The organism is Micromonospora chalcea (genome assembly GCF_028768405.1).
Lineage (GTDB): Bacteria > Actinomycetota > Actinomycetes > Mycobacteriales > Micromonosporaceae > Micromonospora > Micromonospora chalcea.
The window spans coordinates 2,481,467-2,502,172 of the sequence record NZ_CP118233.1 but is presented as its reverse complement, the minus strand read 5'-3'; the positions used below and the strand labels follow the sequence as shown (position 1 = coordinate 2,502,172).

Annotated in this window: 17 protein-coding genes; 6 read left to right on the top strand and 11 right to left on the bottom strand. The window is 71.5% G+C overall.

What is annotated here, in order from left to right:
• Positions 1-681: 681 nt before the first annotated feature.
• From PVK74_RS10510 to PVK74_RS10500, 3 genes are all read left to right on the top strand, one after another.
• Positions 682-960, top strand: coding sequence for a discoidin domain-containing protein (locus tag PVK74_RS10510; protein WP_274478955.1), 279 nt, complete (start codon positions 682-684; stop codon positions 958-960).
• Positions 961-1,256: 296 nt separating this feature from the next.
• Positions 1,257-2,450 carry a hypothetical protein gene (locus PVK74_RS10505; RefSeq protein WP_274478954.1) on the top strand — a complete coding sequence of 398 codons (1,194 nt, stop codon included), beginning with the start codon at positions 1,257-1,259 and terminating at the stop codon, positions 2,448-2,450.
• The gene (locus PVK74_RS10500) at positions 2,447-5,278 is read left to right on the top strand and encodes a right-handed parallel beta-helix repeat-containing protein (RefSeq protein ID WP_274478953.1); all 2,832 of its coding nucleotides are present in this window, start codon (positions 2,447-2,449) and stop codon (positions 5,276-5,278) included. Before PVK74_RS10505 ends, PVK74_RS10500 begins: the two co-directional genes overlap by 4 nt.
• Before the next feature lie 87 nt (positions 5,279-5,365).
• Here PVK74_RS10500 and PVK74_RS10495 read toward each other — a convergent pair whose 3' ends face one another.
• From PVK74_RS10495 to PVK74_RS10480, 4 genes are all read right to left on the bottom strand, one after another.
• Positions 5,366-6,799 carry a GH1 family beta-glucosidase gene (locus PVK74_RS10495; protein ID WP_274478952.1) on the bottom strand — a complete coding sequence of 478 codons (1,434 nt, stop codon included), beginning with the start codon at positions 6,797-6,799 and terminating at the stop codon, positions 5,366-5,368.
• Positions 6,796-7,692 (bottom strand): carbohydrate ABC transporter permease, encoded by an 897-nt coding sequence (locus PVK74_RS10490; protein ID WP_420800521.1) that lies wholly within the window; start codon positions 7,690-7,692, stop codon positions 6,796-6,798. Before PVK74_RS10490 ends, PVK74_RS10495 begins: the two co-directional genes overlap by 4 nt.
• 10 nt (positions 7,693-7,702) lie before the next feature.
• Positions 7,703-8,635, bottom strand: a complete 933-nt coding sequence (locus PVK74_RS10485; protein ID WP_030500465.1) for a carbohydrate ABC transporter permease — start codon at positions 8,633-8,635, stop codon at positions 7,703-7,705.
• Positions 8,636-8,699: 64 nt separating this feature from the next.
• Entirely contained in the window at positions 8,700-9,971 is a 1,272-nt protein-coding gene (locus PVK74_RS10480; protein ID WP_043329850.1) for an ABC transporter substrate-binding protein, read from the bottom strand.
• 207 nt (positions 9,972-10,178) lie between these two features.
• On the opposite strand from PVK74_RS10480, the gene PVK74_RS10475 reads away from it, so the two are divergent.
• The 3 genes from PVK74_RS10475 to PVK74_RS10465 all read left to right on the top strand — a co-directional run bounded on the left by PVK74_RS10475 (position 10,179) and on the right by PVK74_RS10465 (position 14,571).
• A complete protein-coding gene (locus PVK74_RS10475; RefSeq protein WP_274478951.1) occupies positions 10,179-11,252 on the top strand; it encodes a LacI family DNA-binding transcriptional regulator in 1,074 nt (357 codons plus the stop codon).
• Between the two features lie 592 nt (positions 11,253-11,844).
• Positions 11,845-13,257 (top strand): glycosyltransferase family 2 protein, encoded by a 1,413-nt coding sequence (locus PVK74_RS10470; protein ID WP_274478950.1) that lies wholly within the window; start codon positions 11,845-11,847, stop codon positions 13,255-13,257.
• Positions 13,258-13,308: 51 nt separating this feature from the next.
• Positions 13,309-14,571: a glycosyltransferase gene (locus tag PVK74_RS10465; RefSeq protein WP_316250026.1), complete on the top strand. Its 1,263-nt coding sequence runs from the start codon at positions 13,309-13,311 to the stop codon at positions 14,569-14,571.
• Between the two features lie 249 nt (positions 14,572-14,820).
• On the opposite strand, the gene PVK74_RS10460 is transcribed toward PVK74_RS10465, so the two are convergent.
• The 7 genes from PVK74_RS10460 to PVK74_RS10430 form a co-directional block, all read right to left on the bottom strand.
• Positions 14,821-15,963 (bottom strand): VWA domain-containing protein, encoded by a 1,143-nt coding sequence (locus tag PVK74_RS10460; protein WP_420800520.1) that lies wholly within the window; start codon positions 15,961-15,963, stop codon positions 14,821-14,823.
• Entirely contained in the window at positions 15,942-16,610 is a 669-nt protein-coding gene (locus tag PVK74_RS10455) for a substrate-binding domain-containing protein (protein WP_420800519.1), read from the bottom strand. Before PVK74_RS10455 ends, PVK74_RS10460 begins: the two co-directional genes overlap by 22 nt.
• A gap of 84 nt (positions 16,611-16,694) precedes the next feature.
• Complete coding sequence (locus PVK74_RS10450) at positions 16,695-17,972, bottom strand: serine/threonine-protein kinase (protein WP_069088800.1); 1,278 nt, start codon at positions 17,970-17,972, stop codon at positions 16,695-16,697.
• 309 nt (positions 17,973-18,281) lie between these two features.
• Complete coding sequence (locus PVK74_RS10445) at positions 18,282-18,842, bottom strand: NADPH-dependent FMN reductase (RefSeq protein WP_043329859.1); 561 nt, start codon at positions 18,840-18,842, stop codon at positions 18,282-18,284.
• Between the two features lie 11 nt (positions 18,843-18,853).
• On the bottom strand, positions 18,854-19,792 hold the full coding sequence (locus PVK74_RS10440) for an ROK family protein (RefSeq protein ID WP_069088799.1): 939 nt from the start codon (positions 19,790-19,792) through the stop codon (positions 18,854-18,856).
• 8 nt (positions 19,793-19,800) lie between these two features.
• Entirely contained in the window at positions 19,801-20,154 is a 354-nt protein-coding gene (locus tag PVK74_RS10435; protein ID WP_030500471.1) for a DoxX family protein, read from the bottom strand.
• A gap of 91 nt (positions 20,155-20,245) precedes the next feature.
• Positions 20,246-20,677, bottom strand: coding sequence for a type II 3-dehydroquinate dehydratase (locus tag PVK74_RS10430; protein WP_069088798.1), 432 nt, complete (start codon positions 20,675-20,677; stop codon positions 20,246-20,248).
• Positions 20,678-20,706: the final 29 nt, after the last annotated feature.

Genomic DNA, 20,706 nt, shown 5'->3' with positions numbered 1-20,706 from the left:
GCCGCCGCAGAGATCGGCGTGGACGTTGGCGACGTGACAGCCAACGAGCGCAGCCCGCTGTGGTATGCGGGGTGGCTAGCGCAACAGCTCGCCTTTCAGTAGCCACCGGACCGAACGCCGAACTGAACATGGCTGGCTCACGTCGCGGGCCAGCTGTGCCATGATCACGTGACATCGGCACCCAGTATGTCAATTCACAGTCAGCACAACTGCAGGTCAGTGGCTATTCTGATCATGTAGTTGGGGTTCAACTCGGGCCTCGGACACCAAATTGCAGCATCCATGCTGTGTTTCGCGTACTGGTGGTCAAGCGCGCTTGACCACGCAAATCTCAGCGCAGCGACGCCCTCGACCGAGCTTGTCTCGATCGGGGGCGGTTGTCGTGGCTGATCGTTCCGTGGCTCCCGTCATCCCGCCGGTGATGCTGGCCGACCGGGGGCAGGAGTCCCGTCGCCCCCGTGGCGGAGCGCTTCGCCGTTCGCTGTTTCCCCTGCCGGTGCTGCCGACGCCACGCGCCGGCACGATGGTGTACGGCCTGGCCGCCATCGACAGCAGCGGCCGGATCGCCGACCGCACGGTCATCCGGGCCCTCGGCTGGAAGCCGGGCACGCGCCTGCACATCCGCGAGGGCTCCGGAGTGATCGTCGTCCGGTTGGACCGGCAGGGCGTTTTTTCCTCAACATGGGCGCGAGCTACTGCGTTTCGGGCCTGCGTTACCTGCCCCGGCAGGATGGCGGCTCCGGCGCGGTCAACGGACGCATCGGCCAGTACGAGGTGTACGTCAGCACCGACGGCACCAACTGGGGAACGGCCGTGGCCACTGGCGCGTTCGCCAACGACGCGAGCCAGAAGGACGTCCGGTCCACCGCGAAGACCGGGCAGTACTCGCGACTGCGTGCCGTGAGTCAGGTCGCCGGCAACCCGTGGACGTCGGCCGCGGAGATCTACGCCCTCAACTGAGGCCCGTCCGTGCGTTCCCGGGGGAGTGACCGCACGGGACGGTAAGGCATGGGGTGGCCGCCACGGAGCGGGCACCCCATGCCGTTATGAGCCGGCTGCCCCCCGGTGCCAGAGGAAAGACGCATACGAACACCAAGTATCGGTCCGCTGAACAGGGATGACATGGTGCACTCCCGAAGAGTCGACGACTTCCGGAGTCAGTCTTCACCGAGCGGCGGCATAGGTCGGATCCTTGATCTGGCAGGGATCGGGTTCACGACTGCCTCGGATGACCGAGGGCTCCTACCCTGAAATTTGTGGAAGATGTCGATGACGCCCGCGAGCTCGTTGAGCAGCGGATGCGCGCCACGGGGTTCGAGGAGGACATCCTCGACAAGGTCTTGGATCTGCTGGAACGCTTCGACACCGATCGGGAGAAGCTGTTCGAGGAGATGCTCTCCAAGCTGGAGCAACCGGGCTATGACGGCCTGACCGACCGGTGGGAGACCAACTGCGAGCAGGCCGAGGCGCTGATGGAGCGCCTCGAATCGGACATCCGGTCGGTGCTGGAGGACAGCCAGGCCAACGCGATGTCCGTCGACGAACGGTGGACCGCGGTCGGCCCGCGTGACTTCCTCGCCGGGGAGCGCAAGATCTGGGCGCAGGTCGCCCGGCTCGACGTCCCCGAGGTCGCCACGCTGATGAGCAAGGTCCTGGAGGCCGACCTCGCGCTCATCAAGAAGTGCGAGGAGGACCTCAAGAACGCGCGCAGCAACGACGCGATCGTCGAGCAGCTGCTCCTCAAGAACTTCGGCTCCATCCAGGACACGGTCAAGAGCCTGCTCGTCAAATACCTCCCGACCTCGGGCGCCCGCCTGATCGTCCTCTTCATGAAGGACCCGTCGTCCAAGGAAGCCGCCAACGAGGCGATCAAGAACTTCGAGCAGCTCACCGCGGAGAACCTCATGGCGGCCAAGCAGAAGCGTGCCGCGAAGCAGACGGTGGTCGACAACATCAAGCTGCTGACCGTGGCCCGCGAACAGCTCGACGAGGACTGGATCGACAAGCTCTTCGCCCGCGGCGCCGAGGCGGCGGGGAACTGGCGCGGCATCGGCGCGTCCGGCGACTACCGGGCCACCGACTGGGACTGGATGAAGGAGAACGTCCTCGACCGAGGGCTCGACACGCGGGCCGAGGCGGCCAAGGAGCAGTCCAGCAAGCTCTACGACGAGCTCTTCCCCACGCTCGTGGAGGAGAGCACCAACGCCTTCGCCCAGCTGACCGATGATCCGGGCACGCTGGCGAAGTTCAACGAGGAGCTGGAGAAGGCCTCGGAATCCCTGGAGTCGCTGCTGGCGACCGAGGAGGAATACGTCAAGGACCTGGCCGAGGGACCCTACAAGCAGACGGGCCTCGCCGCGTTCGCACAGGTCAGAGACGCGGTCAAGGTGGGCTTCAAGCTGCTCGCGGACAAGACGGAGGAAGCCGACGACGAGGTGAAGAAGTCATGACCGACCTCTTCGTCGCGGCGGGCGGCCCGGTCGGCGACGGCACCCGGGCCCGGCCGTTCCACGACCCGTGGCTCGCGCTGCGGCAGGCTGCGCCCGGCGACCGCATCCACATCGCGGCGGGCACCTATACCGGGCGCGGCGAGCGCTCCTCGTGGGTCGTCGACACCCCCGAGCTGACCCTGCTCGGCGGATACAGCCCCGACTTCTCCCGCCGTACCCCCTGGCAGACACCGACGGTCTTCGCGGCAAAGACCGGCCTGCGCGTCCCGAACGAGCCGAACATGCTCCAGGGCATCGGCGGCCACGACGGCCTCGTCCTGGACGGGCTGTTCTTCGACGGGGCCGGGCGCGACGACTACGACGAGCAGGGCGGCCTGCAGCGCGCCTCCTACGGGGACGGCCCGCTGGTGAGCCTGCGCGGCGAGCGCATCACCGTCCGCGACTGCTGCTTCGCCAACGGCAGCTCCGGCGCCGTCGAGCTCGGCGGCGACTCCGTGGTCTTCGAGAACAACATCGTCGTCAACTGCGTCGGCCTCAGCCTGCTCACCGTCCGCGACGGCGCCCCCGAGACCCCGGCCGCGGTCAGCCGCAACACCTTCGCCTTCGCCCACGACGACTCCGACCCGCCGCGCGGCTCCGGCGCCGACCGGGCCGTCGGCGTACGGATCAACGGCGCTGCCGCGATCGCCGACAACGTGTTCGTCGGCTGCGGCAACGCGGCCGTCGCCTGCCTGCGCGACGTCGGGCAGATCGCCATCGACCGCAACCTGTTCTTCGCCACACCGCGCGACATCGTGCGCAGCCGGGTGCCGGGCGCGGAGGCCGAGCTCACCGAGGAGTACGCCGCGGAGCTCGAAGACGTCGGCCTGCGCTCGGCGGCCGGCAACACCGTCGGCGACCCACAGCTGACCGGGCTCCCGGCGGCGTGGCTCGACACGTACACGGTGGACGTCGCCGTCACGTACGAGCGCCCGCCGATCGCCGCCCTCAACGCGCTGCGGAAATCGGCCGGCCTCGGTGAGCTGTCGTCCGCATCAGACCGTGATGTTCAGCGGCCCGTCATGCGCCGGCTCGCCCCGGCCGAGGTGCTCGCCCTCGCGGTCGGCGCGGCGCCGGGCGCGCACCCCGCCGACCTGGCGGCGCCGGAGCCGTTCACCGAGCTCCCGGCCGGCCCGTCGTACCAGGCCGTCGACTGGGCGCGGCTCTACGAGGCCGACCCGACGCTCGCCGGAGCCCCGGTGCAGGTGCGGGCCGGGGTCGGCTTCGACCAGAACACACAGATCCTCCCCGAGCTCGCGGAGACGCACATCGGCGTCGCCGTCTACGAGCCCGGCACCGACAACAGCCCGTGGTGGGCGCTCGCCCCGCGCTACGGCCTCGTCCATCACCAGACCGAGGAGGCCGTACGGTATTCGCGCGGCCTCGACCTCGAGTCCACGTACCTGCTCCGCGGCACGTACCGCCTCACGCCGCCCGGCGGGCGTCAGAGCGCCACCATCGTCCTCGACTCCCTCGCGCCCGTGCTCGACGTCACGGCCCCCGAGCCGCCCCGGCCGGCCGGCCGCGACTGGTTCGTGCGGGCCGGATCCTCCGGCGGGGACGGCAGCCGCGAGGCGCCGTTCCGCGACCCGTTCCAGGCCCTCGAAAAGGCCGCCGAGGGCGACCGCATCCTCGTCGCCGCAGGTGAGTACACGGGCCGCCTGCGGTCGGGCACATGGCGCATCCCCGTACGCAACCTGACGCTGCTGGGCGGGTGGGACGCCGAGTTCGCCGCGCGCGACCCCTGGCGGCACCCCGTGCGCTTCGTGCTCACCCCGGAGACCAAGGCGAAGGGCATCTTCGGCGATCCGGTGCTCACCGGCGAGGACTCGGGGGAGGGCCTCATCCTTGACGGGTTCATGTTCGACGGGGCGACCTACAACGCGTACGCCGACAGCGGCGCCCTCGACGCGGGCCATTCCCAGTCGGCGGCGCTGCTCGACCTGCGCGGCGGCAGCGGCGGCATCACCGTGCGCAACTGCGTCTTCGCCAACGCGGCGTACTGCGCCGTGCAGCTCAGTGCGGCGTACGGGACGTTCGAGAACAACGTGGTCGTCAACACGAGCGGCACCGCCGTCCGTGTCCAGGCACCCGGCGCGGGCCCCTGGACCATCCGCGGCAACACGGTCCTGTTCGCCGCCGACCCCACCGGCCGGGCCTCGACCGGGCAGTCCACGACCGGCTGCCTGCTGGACCTCTCCGGCCGGGGTGTCATGCGGGTCGAGGCCAACGTGCTCGCCTTCGCCGACAGCATCGCCGTCCGCGCGACCGTGCCCGACCAGAACCTGCTGCTCGACGGGAACGTGCTCGCCGCCAACCTGTACGCCGACCTCCACGACGGCCGCCACGTGCTCGTCGACGCCGAGAACCGCGACCGGGTGTTCCGCGACGCCCCGTTCGGCGCGCAGACCGGAACCCGGTTCGAGCTGCCGGCGGTGCCGGTCGACGCCGCGTACGCCGACCAGGCCGTCGGCCGCCTCTCGGCGCTGGCCGCCGCGATGCCGAAGGACGGGCTCAACGCCGCCGCGGCGGCGCTCGGCGTCTCGATCACGGCGCCGAAGACGGAGGCACCCGTCGAGGCGGCGCCCCCGGAGCCGAAGAAGGAACCGTCAGTGGCCGACCTGCTCGCGGACCTCGGCCGGGCCCGAAAGGCGTTCGAGGTGAAGGACGCGGCCCCGCCGGCCACAGACACTCCGCTGTACTGCCCGGTCTATCCGGTCGAGGCGGCGCTGAGGCTGGCCCTCGACGCCCCGCCAGGCGAGCCCGGCGCCCACGCCCCGCCTTCATGATCGAAGAGCCCGACTCCACCGAAACCGGGGCGGTTCGGTGCCGGGTGACCGCGCATACCGTTGCCGCCACGAGCCGCGGGCGGCGCTTCAGGTGGAGGTGCGTTCCCGCCACGCCCGCATGCGGTCACGCAGCCAGTGGTAGCTGGCCTTGGGCGTACGGGATCCGGTGCCGTAGTCGACGTGGGCCAGACCGAAGCGGGGCCCGTACCCGCGGGCCCACTCGAAGTTGTCGATGAGCGACCAGTAGAAGTACCCCCGCAGATCGAGCCGGTCGTCGACGGCGGCCGCACGGGCCGCCGCCGCCAGGTGCCCGGCCACGAACGAGATCCGTTCCGGGTCCGGCTCGGGTCCGTCCCGCAGGTCGGCGCAGCCGTTCTCCGTCACGTACACGGCAGGCAGGCCCGGGTAACGGTCCGCGAGCCCGGTCAGGGTGTCGAACAGCCCTTGCGGCTCCACCGGCCAGCCCAGGTCGGTGGTGGGCAACCCGTCCGGCCGTAGCTGCCGGACCCCGATGTCGAACGCGCTGCGCAGCGCCGGGTCGGGCTGCTCGTACGGGGCGTCGGCGACGTGGACCCGGTAGTAGTAGTTGACACCGAGGAAGTCCAGCGGCGTGGAGATCACCGCCAGGTCACCGTCCCGGCGGAACGACAGATCGCTCACCCCGGCGTAGAGCCGCTCGAACCCGGGCGGGTATGCGCCGCCCAGCACCGGATCCGTGAACTGCCGGTTGAGCATGAGGTCCTGCCGATCTGCCGCCGCCCGGTCGGCCTCGGTATCGCTGGCCGGCACGGCGGGGGAGAGGTTGAGCGTGATGCCGACGCGCGCCCGCGGGCCGGCGGCGGACCGGACTGCGGCGACCGCCCTGCCGTGCCCGAGCAGCAGGTGGTGGGCGGCGGCCAGAGCGCCATGTCCTTCGGCGGTGCCGGGAGCGTGCCGGCCCTCCGCGTAGCCGACCATCGACGAGCAGTACGGCTCGTTCAGCGTGATCCAGTCCTGGACCCGGTCGCCGAGGACGCCCGCGACCGCGGCGGCGTACTCGGCGAACCACTCGGCGGTGTCCCGTACCCGCCAGCCACCCTCGTCCTCGAGCGCCTGGGGCAGATCCCAGTGGTACAGCGTGACGAACGGCCGGATGCCGTGCCCGCACAGGGCGTCGACGAGCCGGTCGTAGTAGTCGAGGCCCCGCCGGTTCACCGCGCCCCGCCCGGCCGGCATGACCCGTGGCCAGGCGATCGAGAAACGGTAGGCGTCCACGCCGAGGCCGGCCAGCAGGTCCACGTCCTCCCGCCAGCGGTGGTAGCTGTCACAGGCGACCGAGCCGGAGGTGCCGTCGTCGACGGCCCCGGGGCGGCGGCAGAAGGTGTCCCAGATCGACGGCCCGCGGCCGTCCTCGTCGACCGCCCCCTCGATCTGGTACGCCGCGGTGGCGGCGCCCCAGATGAAGCCGGCCGGCAGGTCCGGCAGCTCGGGCAGGTCCGGCCGGGTTGCGGCCGCGGCGGCGCCTTGGGATGTGGTGGTCATCCCTTCACCGCCCCCTGCATGATGCCGTCGACGAGATGCCGGCCGAGGAGCATGAAGACGACGAGGATCGGCAGCGTGGCGAGCAACGTGCCGGTCAGCGTCAGGGTGTAGTCGGTGGTGTAGCCGCTGGCCAGTGCGGAGAGCGCCACCTGCACGGTCGCGTTGTCCTGCAGCACGACCAGCGGCCAGAAGAAGTCGTTCCACGCCTGCATGAAGGTGAACAGCCCGAGCACCGCCGCGGCGGGGCGGGCCGCCGGCAGGACGATGTGCCAGTACAGGCCGAACGTGCTGGACCCGTCGACGCGGCCGGCCTCCAGCAGTTCGTCGGGCACGGCGCGGCCGAGGTACTGGGTCATGAAGAAGACGCCGAACGCGGTTACCAGCCCGGGCACGATCACGGCGGTGAGGCGCCCGGTCCAGCCGAGGTCGGCCATCAGGATGTACAGCGGGATGATGCCGAGCTGGTGCGGCACCATCGAGGTGGCGATGGCCACGACGAGAAGCGCCTTTCGGCCTCGGAACCGCAGTTTGGCGAAGGCGAACCCGGCCAGGGTCGAGAAGAACACCACGGAGACGGTGATCGAGCCGCTGACGATGAAGGAGTTCACCAGGGCCCGGCCGAAGTCGGTCGTGTCGAACACGCGCGCGATGTTGTCGAAGAGGTGCCCGCCGGGCACCAGGGCCGGCGGCACCTTCGTGACGGCGTCGCTGGTCTGCGAGGACACGACGATGGACCAGTAGAGCGGGAAGACCGACCCGGCCACGACCGCCAGCAGGGCGCCGTAGCTCCAGACCGAGGCCTTGCGTGGGTACCCGAAGCTCCGGCGCCGGTGGGACCGGCGTGGCGGCGAGGGCGTGGTGCCGGTCTGTACGGGGTCCGCGAGGGTGGTCACGGCGTTCTCCTCAGTCCTCGTCCTTGGCGATGCGCCGGGTGAGCAGGAAGTTGATGATCGCGAAGATGGCGATGACCAGACAGAGCGTCCAGGCGACCGCCGAGGCGTAGCCGAAGCGGAACTCCCGGAACCCCTGCTCGTACATGAACAGGGCGACGGTCTGGAACTGCCGGTCGGAGCCGCCGGTGGGCGTCTGGGAGCTGGCGAACAGCAGGGGTTCGGCCATGATCTGCAGGCCGCCGATCGTCGAGATCACCGTGGTGAAGATGATCGTCGGCCGCAGCATCGGGACGGTGATCCGCCTGAACTGCTGAGCCTGCGACGCGCCGTCGAGGTCGGCGGCCTCGTACAGGTGGTGCGGAATCGCCTGCATCGAGGCGAGGTAGATGAGGGCGTTGTAGCCGGTCCACCGCCAGGCGACGATGAACGAGATGGCCAGGTGGGAGCTCCAGGTGTTGGCCTGCCAGTCGATCGGGCCGATGCCGACGAGGCCGAGAGCCCAGTTGACCATGCCGAAGTCGCGGCCGAAAAGCTGGGTGAAGACGATCGTCACCGCCACGATCGAGGTGACGTTGGGCAGCAGCACGCCCATCCGTAGCGCGGTGCGGGCCCGCAGCCGGTGGTTGAGCAGGTGGGCGATCCAGAGCGCGGCGAGCAGTTGCGGCACGGTGGACAGCACCCAGATGCTGAGTGTGTTGCCCAGGGCGTTCCAGAAGTACGCGTCCTGCAGCATCTCGCGGTAGTTCGCGAGGCCGACCCAGCGGTGCGACCCGGAGTCGAGCAGGTCCCAGTCGTTGAACGAGACGTACGCCGTGTACAGCAGCGGGAACAGCCCGAATGCGCCGAACAGCAGGAAGAACGGCAGGATGTAGAGGTAGGGCGAGCCCTTGGTGTCGAGCCGGCTCAGGCCGGCCCGCCGGGCCTGGTGGAGGTAGGTGGCCATCGTCGATCCTTTGTCGCCGGGTGCCGCCGGCGGTCACGGGCGACCGCCGGCGGCGCGGGTCGAGTTACTTGGCGAGGCGCTCGACGTCGCTGACCATCTGCTTCCAGGACTCGTCGGAGCTTTGCTTGCCCTGTTCGATGCGGACGAGGGCGTCGCGGATGGTGGTCTGTACGTCTCCGGCTCGCGGGCCCTGGTACTGGGGCTTGAGCTGCTTCGCCGCGGTGGTGAAGAGCTGGCCCACCGGTGCGTTGTTGAAGAAGGCGTCCTTGTACTGGGCAATGTCGGGCTTGTCGTACAGAGCCGGGATGGACGGCAGGTTGCCCCGCGCGGTGAACACCTTGGCCTGCTGTTCCGGGGCGGTCAGCCACGCCGCGAGCTTCTTGGCCTCCTCGATGTGCTTGCCCTGCTTGGGAACGGTGAGGTACGAGCCGCCCCAGTTGCCGCCGCCGCCCGGGACGCTCGCCACGTCCCACTTGCCGGCGGCGTGCTTCGCCTGGTCCTTGATCTTGGTCATCATCCAGGCCGGACACGCGATGGTGGCGAACTGGTCCTTCGCGAAGCCGTTGTTCCACTCCTGCGAGCTGCCGATCAGCTTGGCCGACAGGTTGCTCTGGATCGCCTTCACCGTCAGGTCCCAGGCCTTTCGGACATCGGGGCTGGTGCCCACGACGATGGCGTTGTCCTCGTTGTAGTACCCGACCGGGGCCTGGCCGATGATGGCGTTGAACAGTTGGCCTCCGCCATCGAAGAAGGCGCTGCCGGCCGGGGCCTTCGCCGCGTACCGCTTGCCGAACTCGATGTACTGGTCCCAGCCGCTGCCCCAGGCGGCCGACACCTGGTCGCGGTCGAAGGGCATGCCGGCCTTCTCGAACAGGTCACGCCGGTAGCAGATGGCCAGGCCGCCGACGTCGGTGCCGTACCCGATCTGTTTGCCGTCCTTGGCCAGCGACGCCGCCCACTTCCAGTCGAGGTACTCGGACTGGCGGTCCTTGCCCAGGTCGACGAAGAGGTTGCCCCGCTCGCGCATCTGTGCGATGAAGCCCGTGTCGACGCCCTCGATGTCGCCCGCGCCGGAGCCGGTGGCCAGGTGGGTGATCAGGTCGCGGTGATGGTCGTTGTAGGCGGCCGTGCGCTCCTGGATCGTGATGTTCGGGTGCGACTTCTGGTACTCGGCGTACAGGTCCTGGTACCCGAAGTTGCCGAACAGGTTGACGTTCAGGGTGATCTTTTCGTTGCCGCCGCCGGAGCCTCCCTCGGTGCCGGTGCCACACGCGGTCAGCAGTACTCCGGCGGCCAGGGTGGCCGCCGCCAGTCGCAACAGTCGTTTTGGGTGCATGCCAGGGAACCCTTTCGTGCGATGTAACCGGTTACCTGAAACCGGTTACATTGTCGGCGAAGCGATGGTGGTGGGAGTGGGTGGAGTTGGATGAAGATCGGATGCCGGCCGAGTTGCGGGTGACCGCCGGCGAGCACCTTTCCTGGGAAGTGTGAACGGGTTCGGCTAGGGGGTGTCAAGTTACGAAACGATAACGTTCGATGCGGGTTGACCGGCGGACATCGCTGGCGCTACGGTCGTGAAACCGGTTACAGAGAAGGCACCACATTGGCCACTATCAGGGAGTTGGCGCGCCGCTCCGGCGTGTCCGTCGCCACCGTGTCCCGCGTCTTCAACACCCCCGAGGTCGTCAGCCAGCACACCCGCCAGCGCATCCTCGACCTGGCCGCCGAGATCGGCTACCTGCCGAACGGATCGGCCCGGACGCTCGCCACGAAGAAATCCAACATGGTGGGCCTGGTATGGGACACCGACCATCGCCGCCCTGGATGGCGCCACCCATTCCTGCAGGAGATCCTCGTCGCGCTCAAGACGGCGCTCAGCGCGCACGGGCTGAACCTGCTCATGCTCGCCGGCCACGACGCGGCGGGGCCCGACGACGGGCAGCGATACGTGCGCGCCGTCCGCCAGCACAACCTCGACGGCGCGGTCATCATCGACAACGGCACCCGGGACCCGGCCGTGCTCGCCCTCGTCGAAGCCCAGGTGCCGTGCGTCGCTCTCGACCTGCGGGTCGACGGCCCGACGTCGACCTACATCACCTCGGACAATGCCGGCGGCGCGGCGCTCGCCGTCCGCCACCTCGTCGAACGCGGCCACCGGCGCATCGCCACCATCACCGGCCCGCTGCGAACCTGGCCGGGAGCCGAACGGCTCGTCGGCTTCCGGGCCGCGCTGGCCGGGGCCGGCCTGCCGCTCGCCGACGGCCACGTCGTCGAGGGAGACTTCTATCTCGACGGCGGTCACGCCGCGATGGACCGGCTGCTCGCCCTCGACGACCGCCCTACCGCGGTGTTCGTCGCCGGTGACGAGATGGCTGTCGGCGCGATGCGGGCGGCCCAGGCGGCCGGCCTACGGATCCCCGACGACATTGCGATTGTCGGCTTCGACGACATCGAGGTGGCCGCGCTGATCCCGCCCGGGCTCAGCACCGTCGCCCAGAACAAGCCCGGCTTCGGCACGGCCGCCGCCGAGGCGCTGGTCGCCATGCTGCACGGCGGCGACGACCCGCCCAAGCCGACCGTGTTGCCGACGACGCTCGTCGTCCGCGGCACCACCTGACCCGAACCGCGCGACGTCGGCGCCGTCCCGCTCTGGATCGTGCTGCTGCTCGCGGTCGCTGCTGCCGGAGCCGCTGTCACCGACCCCGCAACCGGGCCTGCCTCGAGCGTCACACCCGTGCCTGGGCGAGGTCGCGGCCGGCGGTGGCGCGAATGATCCGGGGCCAGGTCGGCGGGGCCAGCGCATTCAACCGCCTCGCCGCACTGCCGCGACCCGCCGGCTGACCCAGCAACCCCACGCCCCGACCAGCAGCACGGAGGAACCCGGCCCAGCGCCGGGCCGTCAGCATGCCAGCGAACTGGTACGCGAATCCCGAACCAACCTCATCGAACACGTCCAGTCGGCCGCGACAGCCGCAACCTGCCAGGCGTACGTGAGTTCGCCAGCCGAATCGGGCTGATCTAACCCGCTGCTTCCTGTCGCGGCTGCTGCTTTTGCGCGTGGGTGGGTTCCGGTCGGGCGGCGACTGTCGTGTCGGGACAGTGCACCCCTATAGACCCCTATTGATGCGTAGTGATGTCGTCGCGGAGCGTTATCGTCTGACGGTGTCGCCGCCCTCTGACGGCAAGATCGTCTGACGGAGAGGATCACCATGTCGCTGCCCACCAACCCTCCGGCGCTGAGCGTGGTGATGCCGACCTACCAGGATCCGCAGTGCCTCGCGCTGACCCTCAGGGCGCTGACCCGGCAGACGCTGCCGCCGGAACGCTTCGAGGTGATCGTGGTCCGGGACGGTGGCTCGTCCGACGGGTACGCCGAGGCGCTCGCCGAGGGCGCCGGTCTCCGCCTGCGCGTGCTGGAACTCGCCGAGCGCAAGGGCCGCTCCGCCGCCCGCAACGAGGGGGCGCGCCGTGCCTGCGCGCCGCTGCTGGTCTTCCTCGACGCCGACTCGTGGGCGGTGCCCGACCTGCTGGAGCGGCACCTGGCCTGGCACAGCGTGCCCGGCAACGCGGCGGTGCTGATCGGCCGGCGGGACGAGATCGGCCTCGCTGACCTGCCGGCAGTGCTGGCCGGGGAGTCGCACGCGGTCGCACGCGCCTTCCCGCACGGCGGCGACCTGCGGTTCGCCACGGGGCTTCCCGACGACGGGGGCGAGTGGCTCCGGGCCGGCTGGGTCATCGCCTACACGCACAACATCTCGCTGTCCAGCGCGCACTTCGCGCAGGTCGGTGGCTACCGCGAGGCGTTCGGTCTGAGCTACGGCGTGGAGGACGTCGAGTTGTTCTACCGCGTCGACCGCAGCCTCCCCGACGGCGTCAACTTCGGCTACGACGACGACGCCCGGGTCGTCCACCTGCCGCACCACAAGAACATCACCCGCAACTGGATGGAGATGAAGGCCAACTTCCAGCAGGCGGCCCGGCTCTATCCGTGCCTGGAGTGGGAGTTCCTCACCGCCGTCATGGGGTACGAGGCGATCCGGCGGATCCTGCACTATCGCGCGCTCATCGACGAGTGCGTCGAGCGGTCGGCCTGCGCCATCGGCCCCGCCGCCGCGCGCCTCGCCGGCCAGGTGCGGGGGCACCGCACGCTCTGGATCGGCACCGGCCGCGCCGATTCCGGGTTGCCCGCCTCGGCGTTGACCTTCGACTACGCCGCACCCATCGGGCGGACCAACTTCCACCTGCTCGGCGTCGCCCCGCCCATGCCGTCGGGCAGCCTGGACGCGGTGATCAGCGTGGACTTCTGGCGGTACCTGCTGTGGCCGGAGCTCTGCCAGTTCATCTCGGCCTCGCTGCTGCTGGCCGGCGAGGTCCACCTGGTCGCCACCGCCGACTCGACGCCGGGGATGTGCGCCGCCGACCCGCAGACGCTGGACTACCTGCGCCAGGCGCAGGCCGCGGCCTGCGCGGCCGAGCTGCGCGCGGTCGAGGGGCTCGGCCACGTACTGATCCTGCGGCCCCTCCGACCCGCGCCCGGTGCCGCGCGCCGGGTACCCGCTCAGACCGCCGCCGGGGCGCGACCCGCTGCCCTGGTGCCGGGGCGCTCCACGACGCGGGGATAGCAGATCGACGGTGCGGCCAGGCCCGACAACGCTGTCGGGCCTGGCCCAACCGTGCCCGGATCCGGCGTAAAAGACGGAAAGGCGAGTATTGTGCGCGTACTGCTGTCGACTCTCGGGTCGCGTGGCGATGTCCAACCCCTGGTGGCGCTCGCGTCGCGGTTGACGGCCCTCGGCCACCAGGCCCGCCTCTGCGCCCCGCCCGACTTCGCCCGCTGGGTGGCCAGCTTCAGGATTCCCTTCGTGCCCGTCGGCCCGCCCTGGCGCAGGTCGGCGGCGCCCAGGTCGCGGGCCGCCGTGCCAAAACCCTCGCCCGCGCAGGTACGCAAGTTCGCCGAGTCCTCCATCGGCATCCAGTTCGAGGTGCTGTCGGCCGCAGCCCGGGACTGTGACGTCCTCGTCGCGTCGACGGGCCTCCAGATCGCCGCCCGCACCGTGGCGGAGAAGCGCGGCATCCCGTACGTCTTCGCGGCGCTCTGCCCGGCGGCCCTTCCCTCACCCCACCACCCCCCGCTGCCGCTGCCGGTGCTCGGGGAGGTCCCGGCGCCCGCGTCGGCCGACAACAGCGACCTGTGGGCCGCCAACCTGCGGCACGTCAACGACACCTTCGCCGCGCCCCTCAACGCGCTGCGGTCGGCGGTGGGGTTGGGCACGGTCGACGACGTCAGCGACCACATCCACACCGACCGGCCGTGGCTGGCCGCCGACCCGGCCTTGGCACCCTGGCCGGACGTCGCCGATCCGGCCGTCTACCAACCGGGCGCCTGGCTCCTGCCCGACAAGCGGGCCCTGCCCGCCGAGCTGACGGCCTTCCTGGACGCCGGCGGGCCGTGCGTCTACGTCGGATTCGGCAGCGTCGCCGCACCCCCGGGTCTGCTGGAGACGGCCGTGCGGGCCGTGCGCGCGGTCGGTTGCCGGCTGGTCGCCTCCCGGGGCTGGGCGCCGCTCTCGCCGGTCGACCGGTCCCCCGACTGCCTGGTGGTCGGCGAAGTGAACCAGCAGGACCTGTTCCGGGAGGTGGCCGTGGTGGTCCACCATGGCGGCGCGGGCACCACGACCACGGCCGCGCGGGCCGGGACGCCGCAGGTCGTCGTACCGCAGGTGTACGACCAGCACTACTTCGCGCGCCGGGTGCCCGCGCTCGGCATCGGCACCGCACACCCCGGCTCCGTGCCGACCGTCGAGTCACTGACCGAGGCTCTGGGCGCCGCGCTGCGGCCGGAGGTGGCCGCCCGCGCCCGCGAGTTCGCCGGCGTCGTACGCACCGACGCGGCGCAGGTCGCCGCGGAGCGGTTGGTCGTCGCACCGGGAGCCTGATCGGTGAGGCGACGCTCCAGGTACTGCGGGGGCGGGTCCGGCTGGTCGCGCCGGATCAGCCGTGGACCGGTGGGGAGGGCGACCTGCTGGTCATCCCGGAGGCCCGGCACTCGTTGTACGCCGAGGTTAGGGCGTCGGCGGACCGGACCGGTGTCGGGGTGCTCCCTACTCCGGCCGGCGCTGTTCACCGGCGGGGCTGCGGAGACGTCGGTCGCGCCGCGGGCTCGTGGCGAGCGGGGCGCGTCGGCGTCAGAAGCTGCTGACCAGCTTCACGAACGCTTCGTCGATCTTGGCCGGATCGGTCGCGTCGAAGGCCTTGCCCGATGATGCCTTGGCGATCCGGTCCAGGGTGGCGAAGTCCGACTCCCGGTCGAAGGCGATGCAGAACACCTTCACCGGACGCCGCGGGTCGAGGGCGACCTCGGCGAGCAGGCCGGCCAGGTCGTTGTCCTGCCGGTACTCGTTCTTGCCGTCGGTCAGCACGACGATCGCGTTGATCCGCTGCGGGTCGTACCGGTCGAGCAGCTCTCGGTGTGCGGCCCGGACCGTCGCGTAGAGCGCGGTGCCGCCGTCGACGTGCAGGCCGGCGATCTTGCTGTTGATCCGCTTCTGGTCGAACTCGCCGAGAGGGATCTCCTCCCGGTAGGGGCTCTTCGGCCGCTTCCGGGTCTCCGAGGAGAACGACCAGAGACCCACCCGGTCCTCGGTGTTGAGCAGCGCGAGGCCCTTGCCCGCCGCTGCTGAGGCGACCTGGAAGCGGGTGCGGGTGCCGACCATCGCCTGCATGGACCCGGACGTGTCCAGGGCTATCAGGATGTTGGCCTTCTTGCGGAGCATCCGCCAGCCGTCCAGCATCGCGCCGACCACCTGCGGGTCCGGGGGCTCGAAGTAGCTCAGCCCACCGGTGGGCTCGGCGCCGACGTTGGCGAGCAGCTCCGCCGAGGCTCGGCGCTCGTGGTCCCGGAAGCCGAGGCGGGCGAAGCTCTCCTGCTGGGCGTCCTCGGTCAGGAAGGCCAGGAAGTCGGTCGCCGCCGCCCGCTGCCGCTCGTCGGCGGAGGGCAGCACCACGAACGGGTGGTCCAGGTTGAACGTGCCCTCCTTGGGGTGGACGGCGACCAGCGGGACGTTCGGCCTGCGGCCCCGCTCCTGCCCGTCCTGCCGAGGGCTCAGCGCACCCGTGTTGTAGAGGTCCACGAGTTCCTCCTGGAGGACGATGGCGCTCATGTCGTCCGTACTGCCCGCGCCGCCCGCCAGGTCCGCCTCGGCGAGGCTGCGCAGCAGGTCCACCGAATCGTCGCTGTAGTGCGACACATTGGCCTCGATCCGGCGGACGAACTGGGTGACCGCGGGGTCGGCAAGGTCGGACCGGGTCAGGTCGCTGGACCGTTGCACCGCCGCGTAGTAGGTGGCGATGGTCGCCGCCAGCCCGGAGGTGGACAGGTTGGGTTGTCCTTGCCGAAGGTGAAGCGGCCCCACTCCGGCTTGCCGAAGCCCGCCCACCCGTCCCGCCCGGACAGGCCCAGGATCTCCCCCCAGCCCAGCGGCCCGCGCCGGCGTATCAGTTCGGCCTTGGGCTGCGGCATCGCGATCACCAGTGGGCTGTTGGCGATCGACGGGTAGCGGTCCGGGGTCTGCGGTGCTCGCCCGGCGGCTTGGTCGAGCAGCCGGAGCTGGCCGGTCCACAGGCTCGACGTCGGCAGCCAGACCTGTGGTCGCGGCAGGCCGGTGTGGGTCCAGCCGGTGGCCAGCGCCTCGGCGGCCTGGCCCGAGTTGAGCGCGCTGACGTGCACCTGGGCGCAGCCACCGCCGTCGATCGACCGGCTGCTGCGGTTGTAGCGCTCGGCCAGGTCGACCAGCAGCGCCGCCTTCTCCGTCGACGAGTTGACCTGGAGGGTGGTGGCGCAGTCGGTGCGGGGCGCCTCGCCGCCCGCATCGCGCTGCTGGACGAACACGAACGCCCCGGCGATGACCACCAGCCCGGCGGTGACGGCAGCGGTGTAGGGCAACCACTGCCGCGTGCGGGTAACGGATGGGGTCATCGGGGCGTCCTCCTCGGCGGGCGGCTGGTGGCCGTCAACCTATCGATCCGGCGCCAGCCGGCGACCCGGACCCCTGCCGCGGCGTCACGGGCGGTCGGACCGCCCCCCGACCGCCGTAGCGACCAGCAGCCGGACCAGGTAGACCACGACGAAGGCGACCGCCCCGACTGCGGCGGCCGGGCCGATCGCGCTCGACGCGACGTAGCCGGCGGCGGCGCCGGCCGAGCCGAGGAAGAGCGCTGTCGAGATGCCCCAGGCGTCGAGGGCCTCACGACGCAGTCGCCGCAACGCGCCGCCGGACCCGGCGCCGACGCCGGGCTCCGTCGCCGGCAGGTACGCCGGCTGGGTCGTCATCCGTGGGTGTGCCGGCTGCGTCGGCCGGGCCTGGGTCGGCTGTGGCTGTGGCTGCGTCGGGCGCGGCTGCGGTGCCGTCGGCGTGATCCGGGGAAGGGGATGGTTCGGCGTCGGCGTGCCCGCGGTCTCGTTGCCGACCTCGAGCAGGCTCTCCCGACGTAGCGGCACGGTGGCCGTGGCGTCCTGCCGCAGCAGCCGCACCAGCACCTGCTCGGCACCCGGCCGATCCGCCGGATCCTTCGCCAGGCACTCCCGGATCAGCTCGTCCAGCACCGGAGGCAACGCCGGCAGGTCGGGCGGATCGTGCAGCACCCGGTGCATCACGGCGAAGAGCGAATCATCGCCGAAGGGTGGCCGGCCACCGGCAGCGAACGCGATCGTGGCCGCCCAGGCGAAGACGTCGCAGGGCGGACCGACCGCGTCGTTGCGGAACCGCTCGGGTGCCATGTACGCGGTGGTCCCCATGACCCGGCTGGACGCCGTCTCGGTCACGCCCAGCGCGCGAGCGATGCCGAAGTCGATCACCCTAGGGCCGTCCCTGCCCAGCACCACGTTGTCCGGCTTCAGATCGCAGTGCACCACGCCGGCACTGTGGATCGCGGCGAGCGCGGTGACAGTGCCGACCGCGAGCCGGTGCAGGGCGTTACCGGTCACCGGGCCGCGTTCGCGGACGTGCCGGTGCAGGGTCGGGCCTTCGATGAACTCACTGACCACGTAGGGACGCTCGCCGTCGACCTCGGCGAAGAGCACCTGCGCGGTGCAGAACGGAGCGACCCGGCGCGCGGCGGCGATCTCCTTCACGAACTGCGACCGCGCCCGTGGATCAGTCAGATCGACGTTGACCATCTTGACCGCGACGCGGTCACCAGCGTCGTCCTCACCGAGGTAGACGACCCCCTGCCCACCCGCGCCCAGCCGGCCGAGCAGCCGATACCGGCCGGCGGTGACCGGGTCGTGCGTCCACAGCTTCGCCAATCCTGGCACCGGCGTGCCGGCCAGTTCTGACATCCCGACTCCATCAGTGTCGTGCCCGGCCACCGGCGGCGCAGGGCACGGCCATCGTGTCATGCCGCAGCGACGACAGAGGACAGCCGATCATGGGTGGAGGCCACCGCCGCCGGTGGTCTCGCGGTGGCGGTCGCCGCACTGCGCGGGCCGGCCCGGCCTACGACGGCGGGCGTCCCTCCAGGGTGTCCCTTCGTCCTCCGCCGTGGCCGGCGCGAACTCGTTTCCCGCCGTGCCGTGCCGTGCCGTGCCGGGCCGGGCGGGTCGATGCCGGTGCCCGACCCCGGTCGCCGACGCGCAGCCGCAGCGGCGTCAGGCCCGGCGCAGCGTCCGCAGTGTGCCGGCCCAGGCGACCACCTCGTCGAGCATGGTGCCGAGGGCCTGCTCGTGGTGCGCGGCCGGCCGGAAGTCGCGGAAGTTGACGAAGTCGGTCGTCAGAGAGAGCGCGACCTGGGAGCGGACGTCGGCGACGCCGAGCTGCCCGAGAACCAGCCGCAGGTGCTCCGCCGCCCGGGTGCCGCCGTGCACGCCGTAGCTGACGAGGCCGGCGGCGGCGTGCTGCCACTCCTGGTAGAGGAAGTCGAGGGAATCCTTCAGCGCGCCCGGGATGGAGTGGTTGTACTCCGGCGTGACGAAGACGAAGCCGTCGAACCCGGCCACGGTCGCCGCCCAGCGGCGTACGGCCGGGCGTCGCGACGGCGCCATCGACGGCGGCAGCACCTCGTCGAAGTGTGGCAGGGCGTAGTCGGCGATGTCGACCAGTTCGACAGTGGCGTCGCCCCGCTTGGCGGCGACGTCGCGCACCCAGCGGGCCACGGCGTCGGCCTTGCGGCCGGGTCGCGTGCTGCCGACGATGACACCGATCCTGACCATGCTGCTCTCCTCTAGGCGATGGGGACGGGGCGCGCGGGAGCCGGCGTGCCGGTCAGGTCACGAGCCAGCTCCACCGCGCCGTGCAGGGACGACAGCCCGCCGAGGGCGGCGGGACGCACCGGTGGCGCCGGGCGCCCGGGCCGGCCGGCGCGACGTGCCCGTTGCGCGACGAGCGGCACGAAGCCGGGCAGGCCGGCGGCGAACCCGCCGCCCACGATCGCCAGCGCCGGATCGAGGATCTCGCCGAGGCTCACCACCGCCGCCGCCAGCGCCCGGCAGCTCTCCTCGACCGCAGCCACCGCCCAGGGCTCGCGCCCGTCGAGTCCGGCCCGTAGGTCGTCGAAGCCCACCTCGCCGCCCCGGCGGGCGGCGGCGCGGCGCAGGGTGGCGGGGCCGGACGCGACGGACTGGAGGCAGCCGTGCCGGTCGCAGTCGCAGCGCTCACCGTCGAGGGCGACGACCATGTGGCCGATCTCGGCGGAGGACCGGCCCGGCACCGGCCGGCCGGCCAGCACGACGCCGCCGCCGATCCCGGTGCCGACGCCCAGGTAGACCACGTCGTCCGCGCCGGCGCAGCGCGCCTCGGCCAGGGCGGCGAGATCACCGTCGTCGGCGACGGCGGTCGCCGCGTCGGGAAAGAGGCGGCGCAGCGCGCCGGTGAGGTCGAGGCCCGCCCAGCCGGGGCGCCCAGGCCAGGTGGTGACGATGCCCCCGGTGTCAGTGGTCGCCGGCATGGCCACCCCGACCGCGTCCACCGGCCCCCACCGGTCGAGCAGCCGGTCCACCTCGACGGCCAGCACCGTCAGGTCGTCGGCCGGGTCGGCGGCCCCCCGGGGCCAGCGGAAGGTCCGGTCGTACGCCGGCCGCCCGGGTGCCTCCGCGTGCAACGCGACCTTGGTGCCGCCGACGTCGATGCCGAGGACGCCGCCGTGGCGCTGCGGACCGGACACGGCCGGCCTCAGCCCAGCCGCACGTGCAGGTAGACGAGCGCCAGGGCGGCGACGGCAAAGATCACCGGCGTCAGGATCGTCGCGGCCGGGTCCTTCGCCCGGGCGTGGTAGACGACCGCGCCCGTCATCTGCAGGGCGAGACCGATCGCCGCCGCGATGCCCAGGGGCGGCCAGAGCAGGCCGAGCAGCAGCCCGGCGACCGCGGCGAGTTCCAGCACCCCCAGCACGCGGGTCAGCCCCGGCGAGACGCCGAGGTGGTCCATCCGCTCGCGCATCTGTGCCTGCCCGGTGAGCTTCGGCACGGCGGTGCCCGCGAACACGGCCGCGAGGACGAGGGTCAGGACGAGGACGGGAATCTCCACGTGAGGTCCTTCGGGAAGAGTCGGGACGTGCGGACGACCGTACCGCCGGCACGCCGGCGCCCACGGCACCGGACGGCGAGGTGCCCGGTCGTCATCGGACGGTCGCGGTGAGGGCGCGCGCGGCCAGCCGGTAGCCCAGCGCTCCGAGCCCGACGATCACCCCGCTGGCCAGCGGGGCGATCACCGAGTCGTGCCGGAAGCTCTCCCGCGCCCACACGTTGGACAGATGCACCTCGACGAAGGGCCGGGGGTAGTTGGCCAGCGCGTCGCGCAGGCTCCAGCCCGCGATCATCAGGGCGCCCGGGTTGACGATCGCGCCCACCGTGTCGTAGCTGTTCTGGATCTTACGGATCAGCGCACCCTCGCAGTCGTGCTGCTCGGCGACCACACCCCAGCCCCGGGCGGCGACCTCCTCGCCGACGGCGCGTTCGATGTCGTCCAGGGTGTCGGTGCCGTAGATCTCCGGTTCCCGCCGGCCGAGAATGCCCAGGTTCGGGCCGTTCAGCAGCAGCACGTCCGACACGCTTCACCTCGTGGGGCACGGCCCTGGTC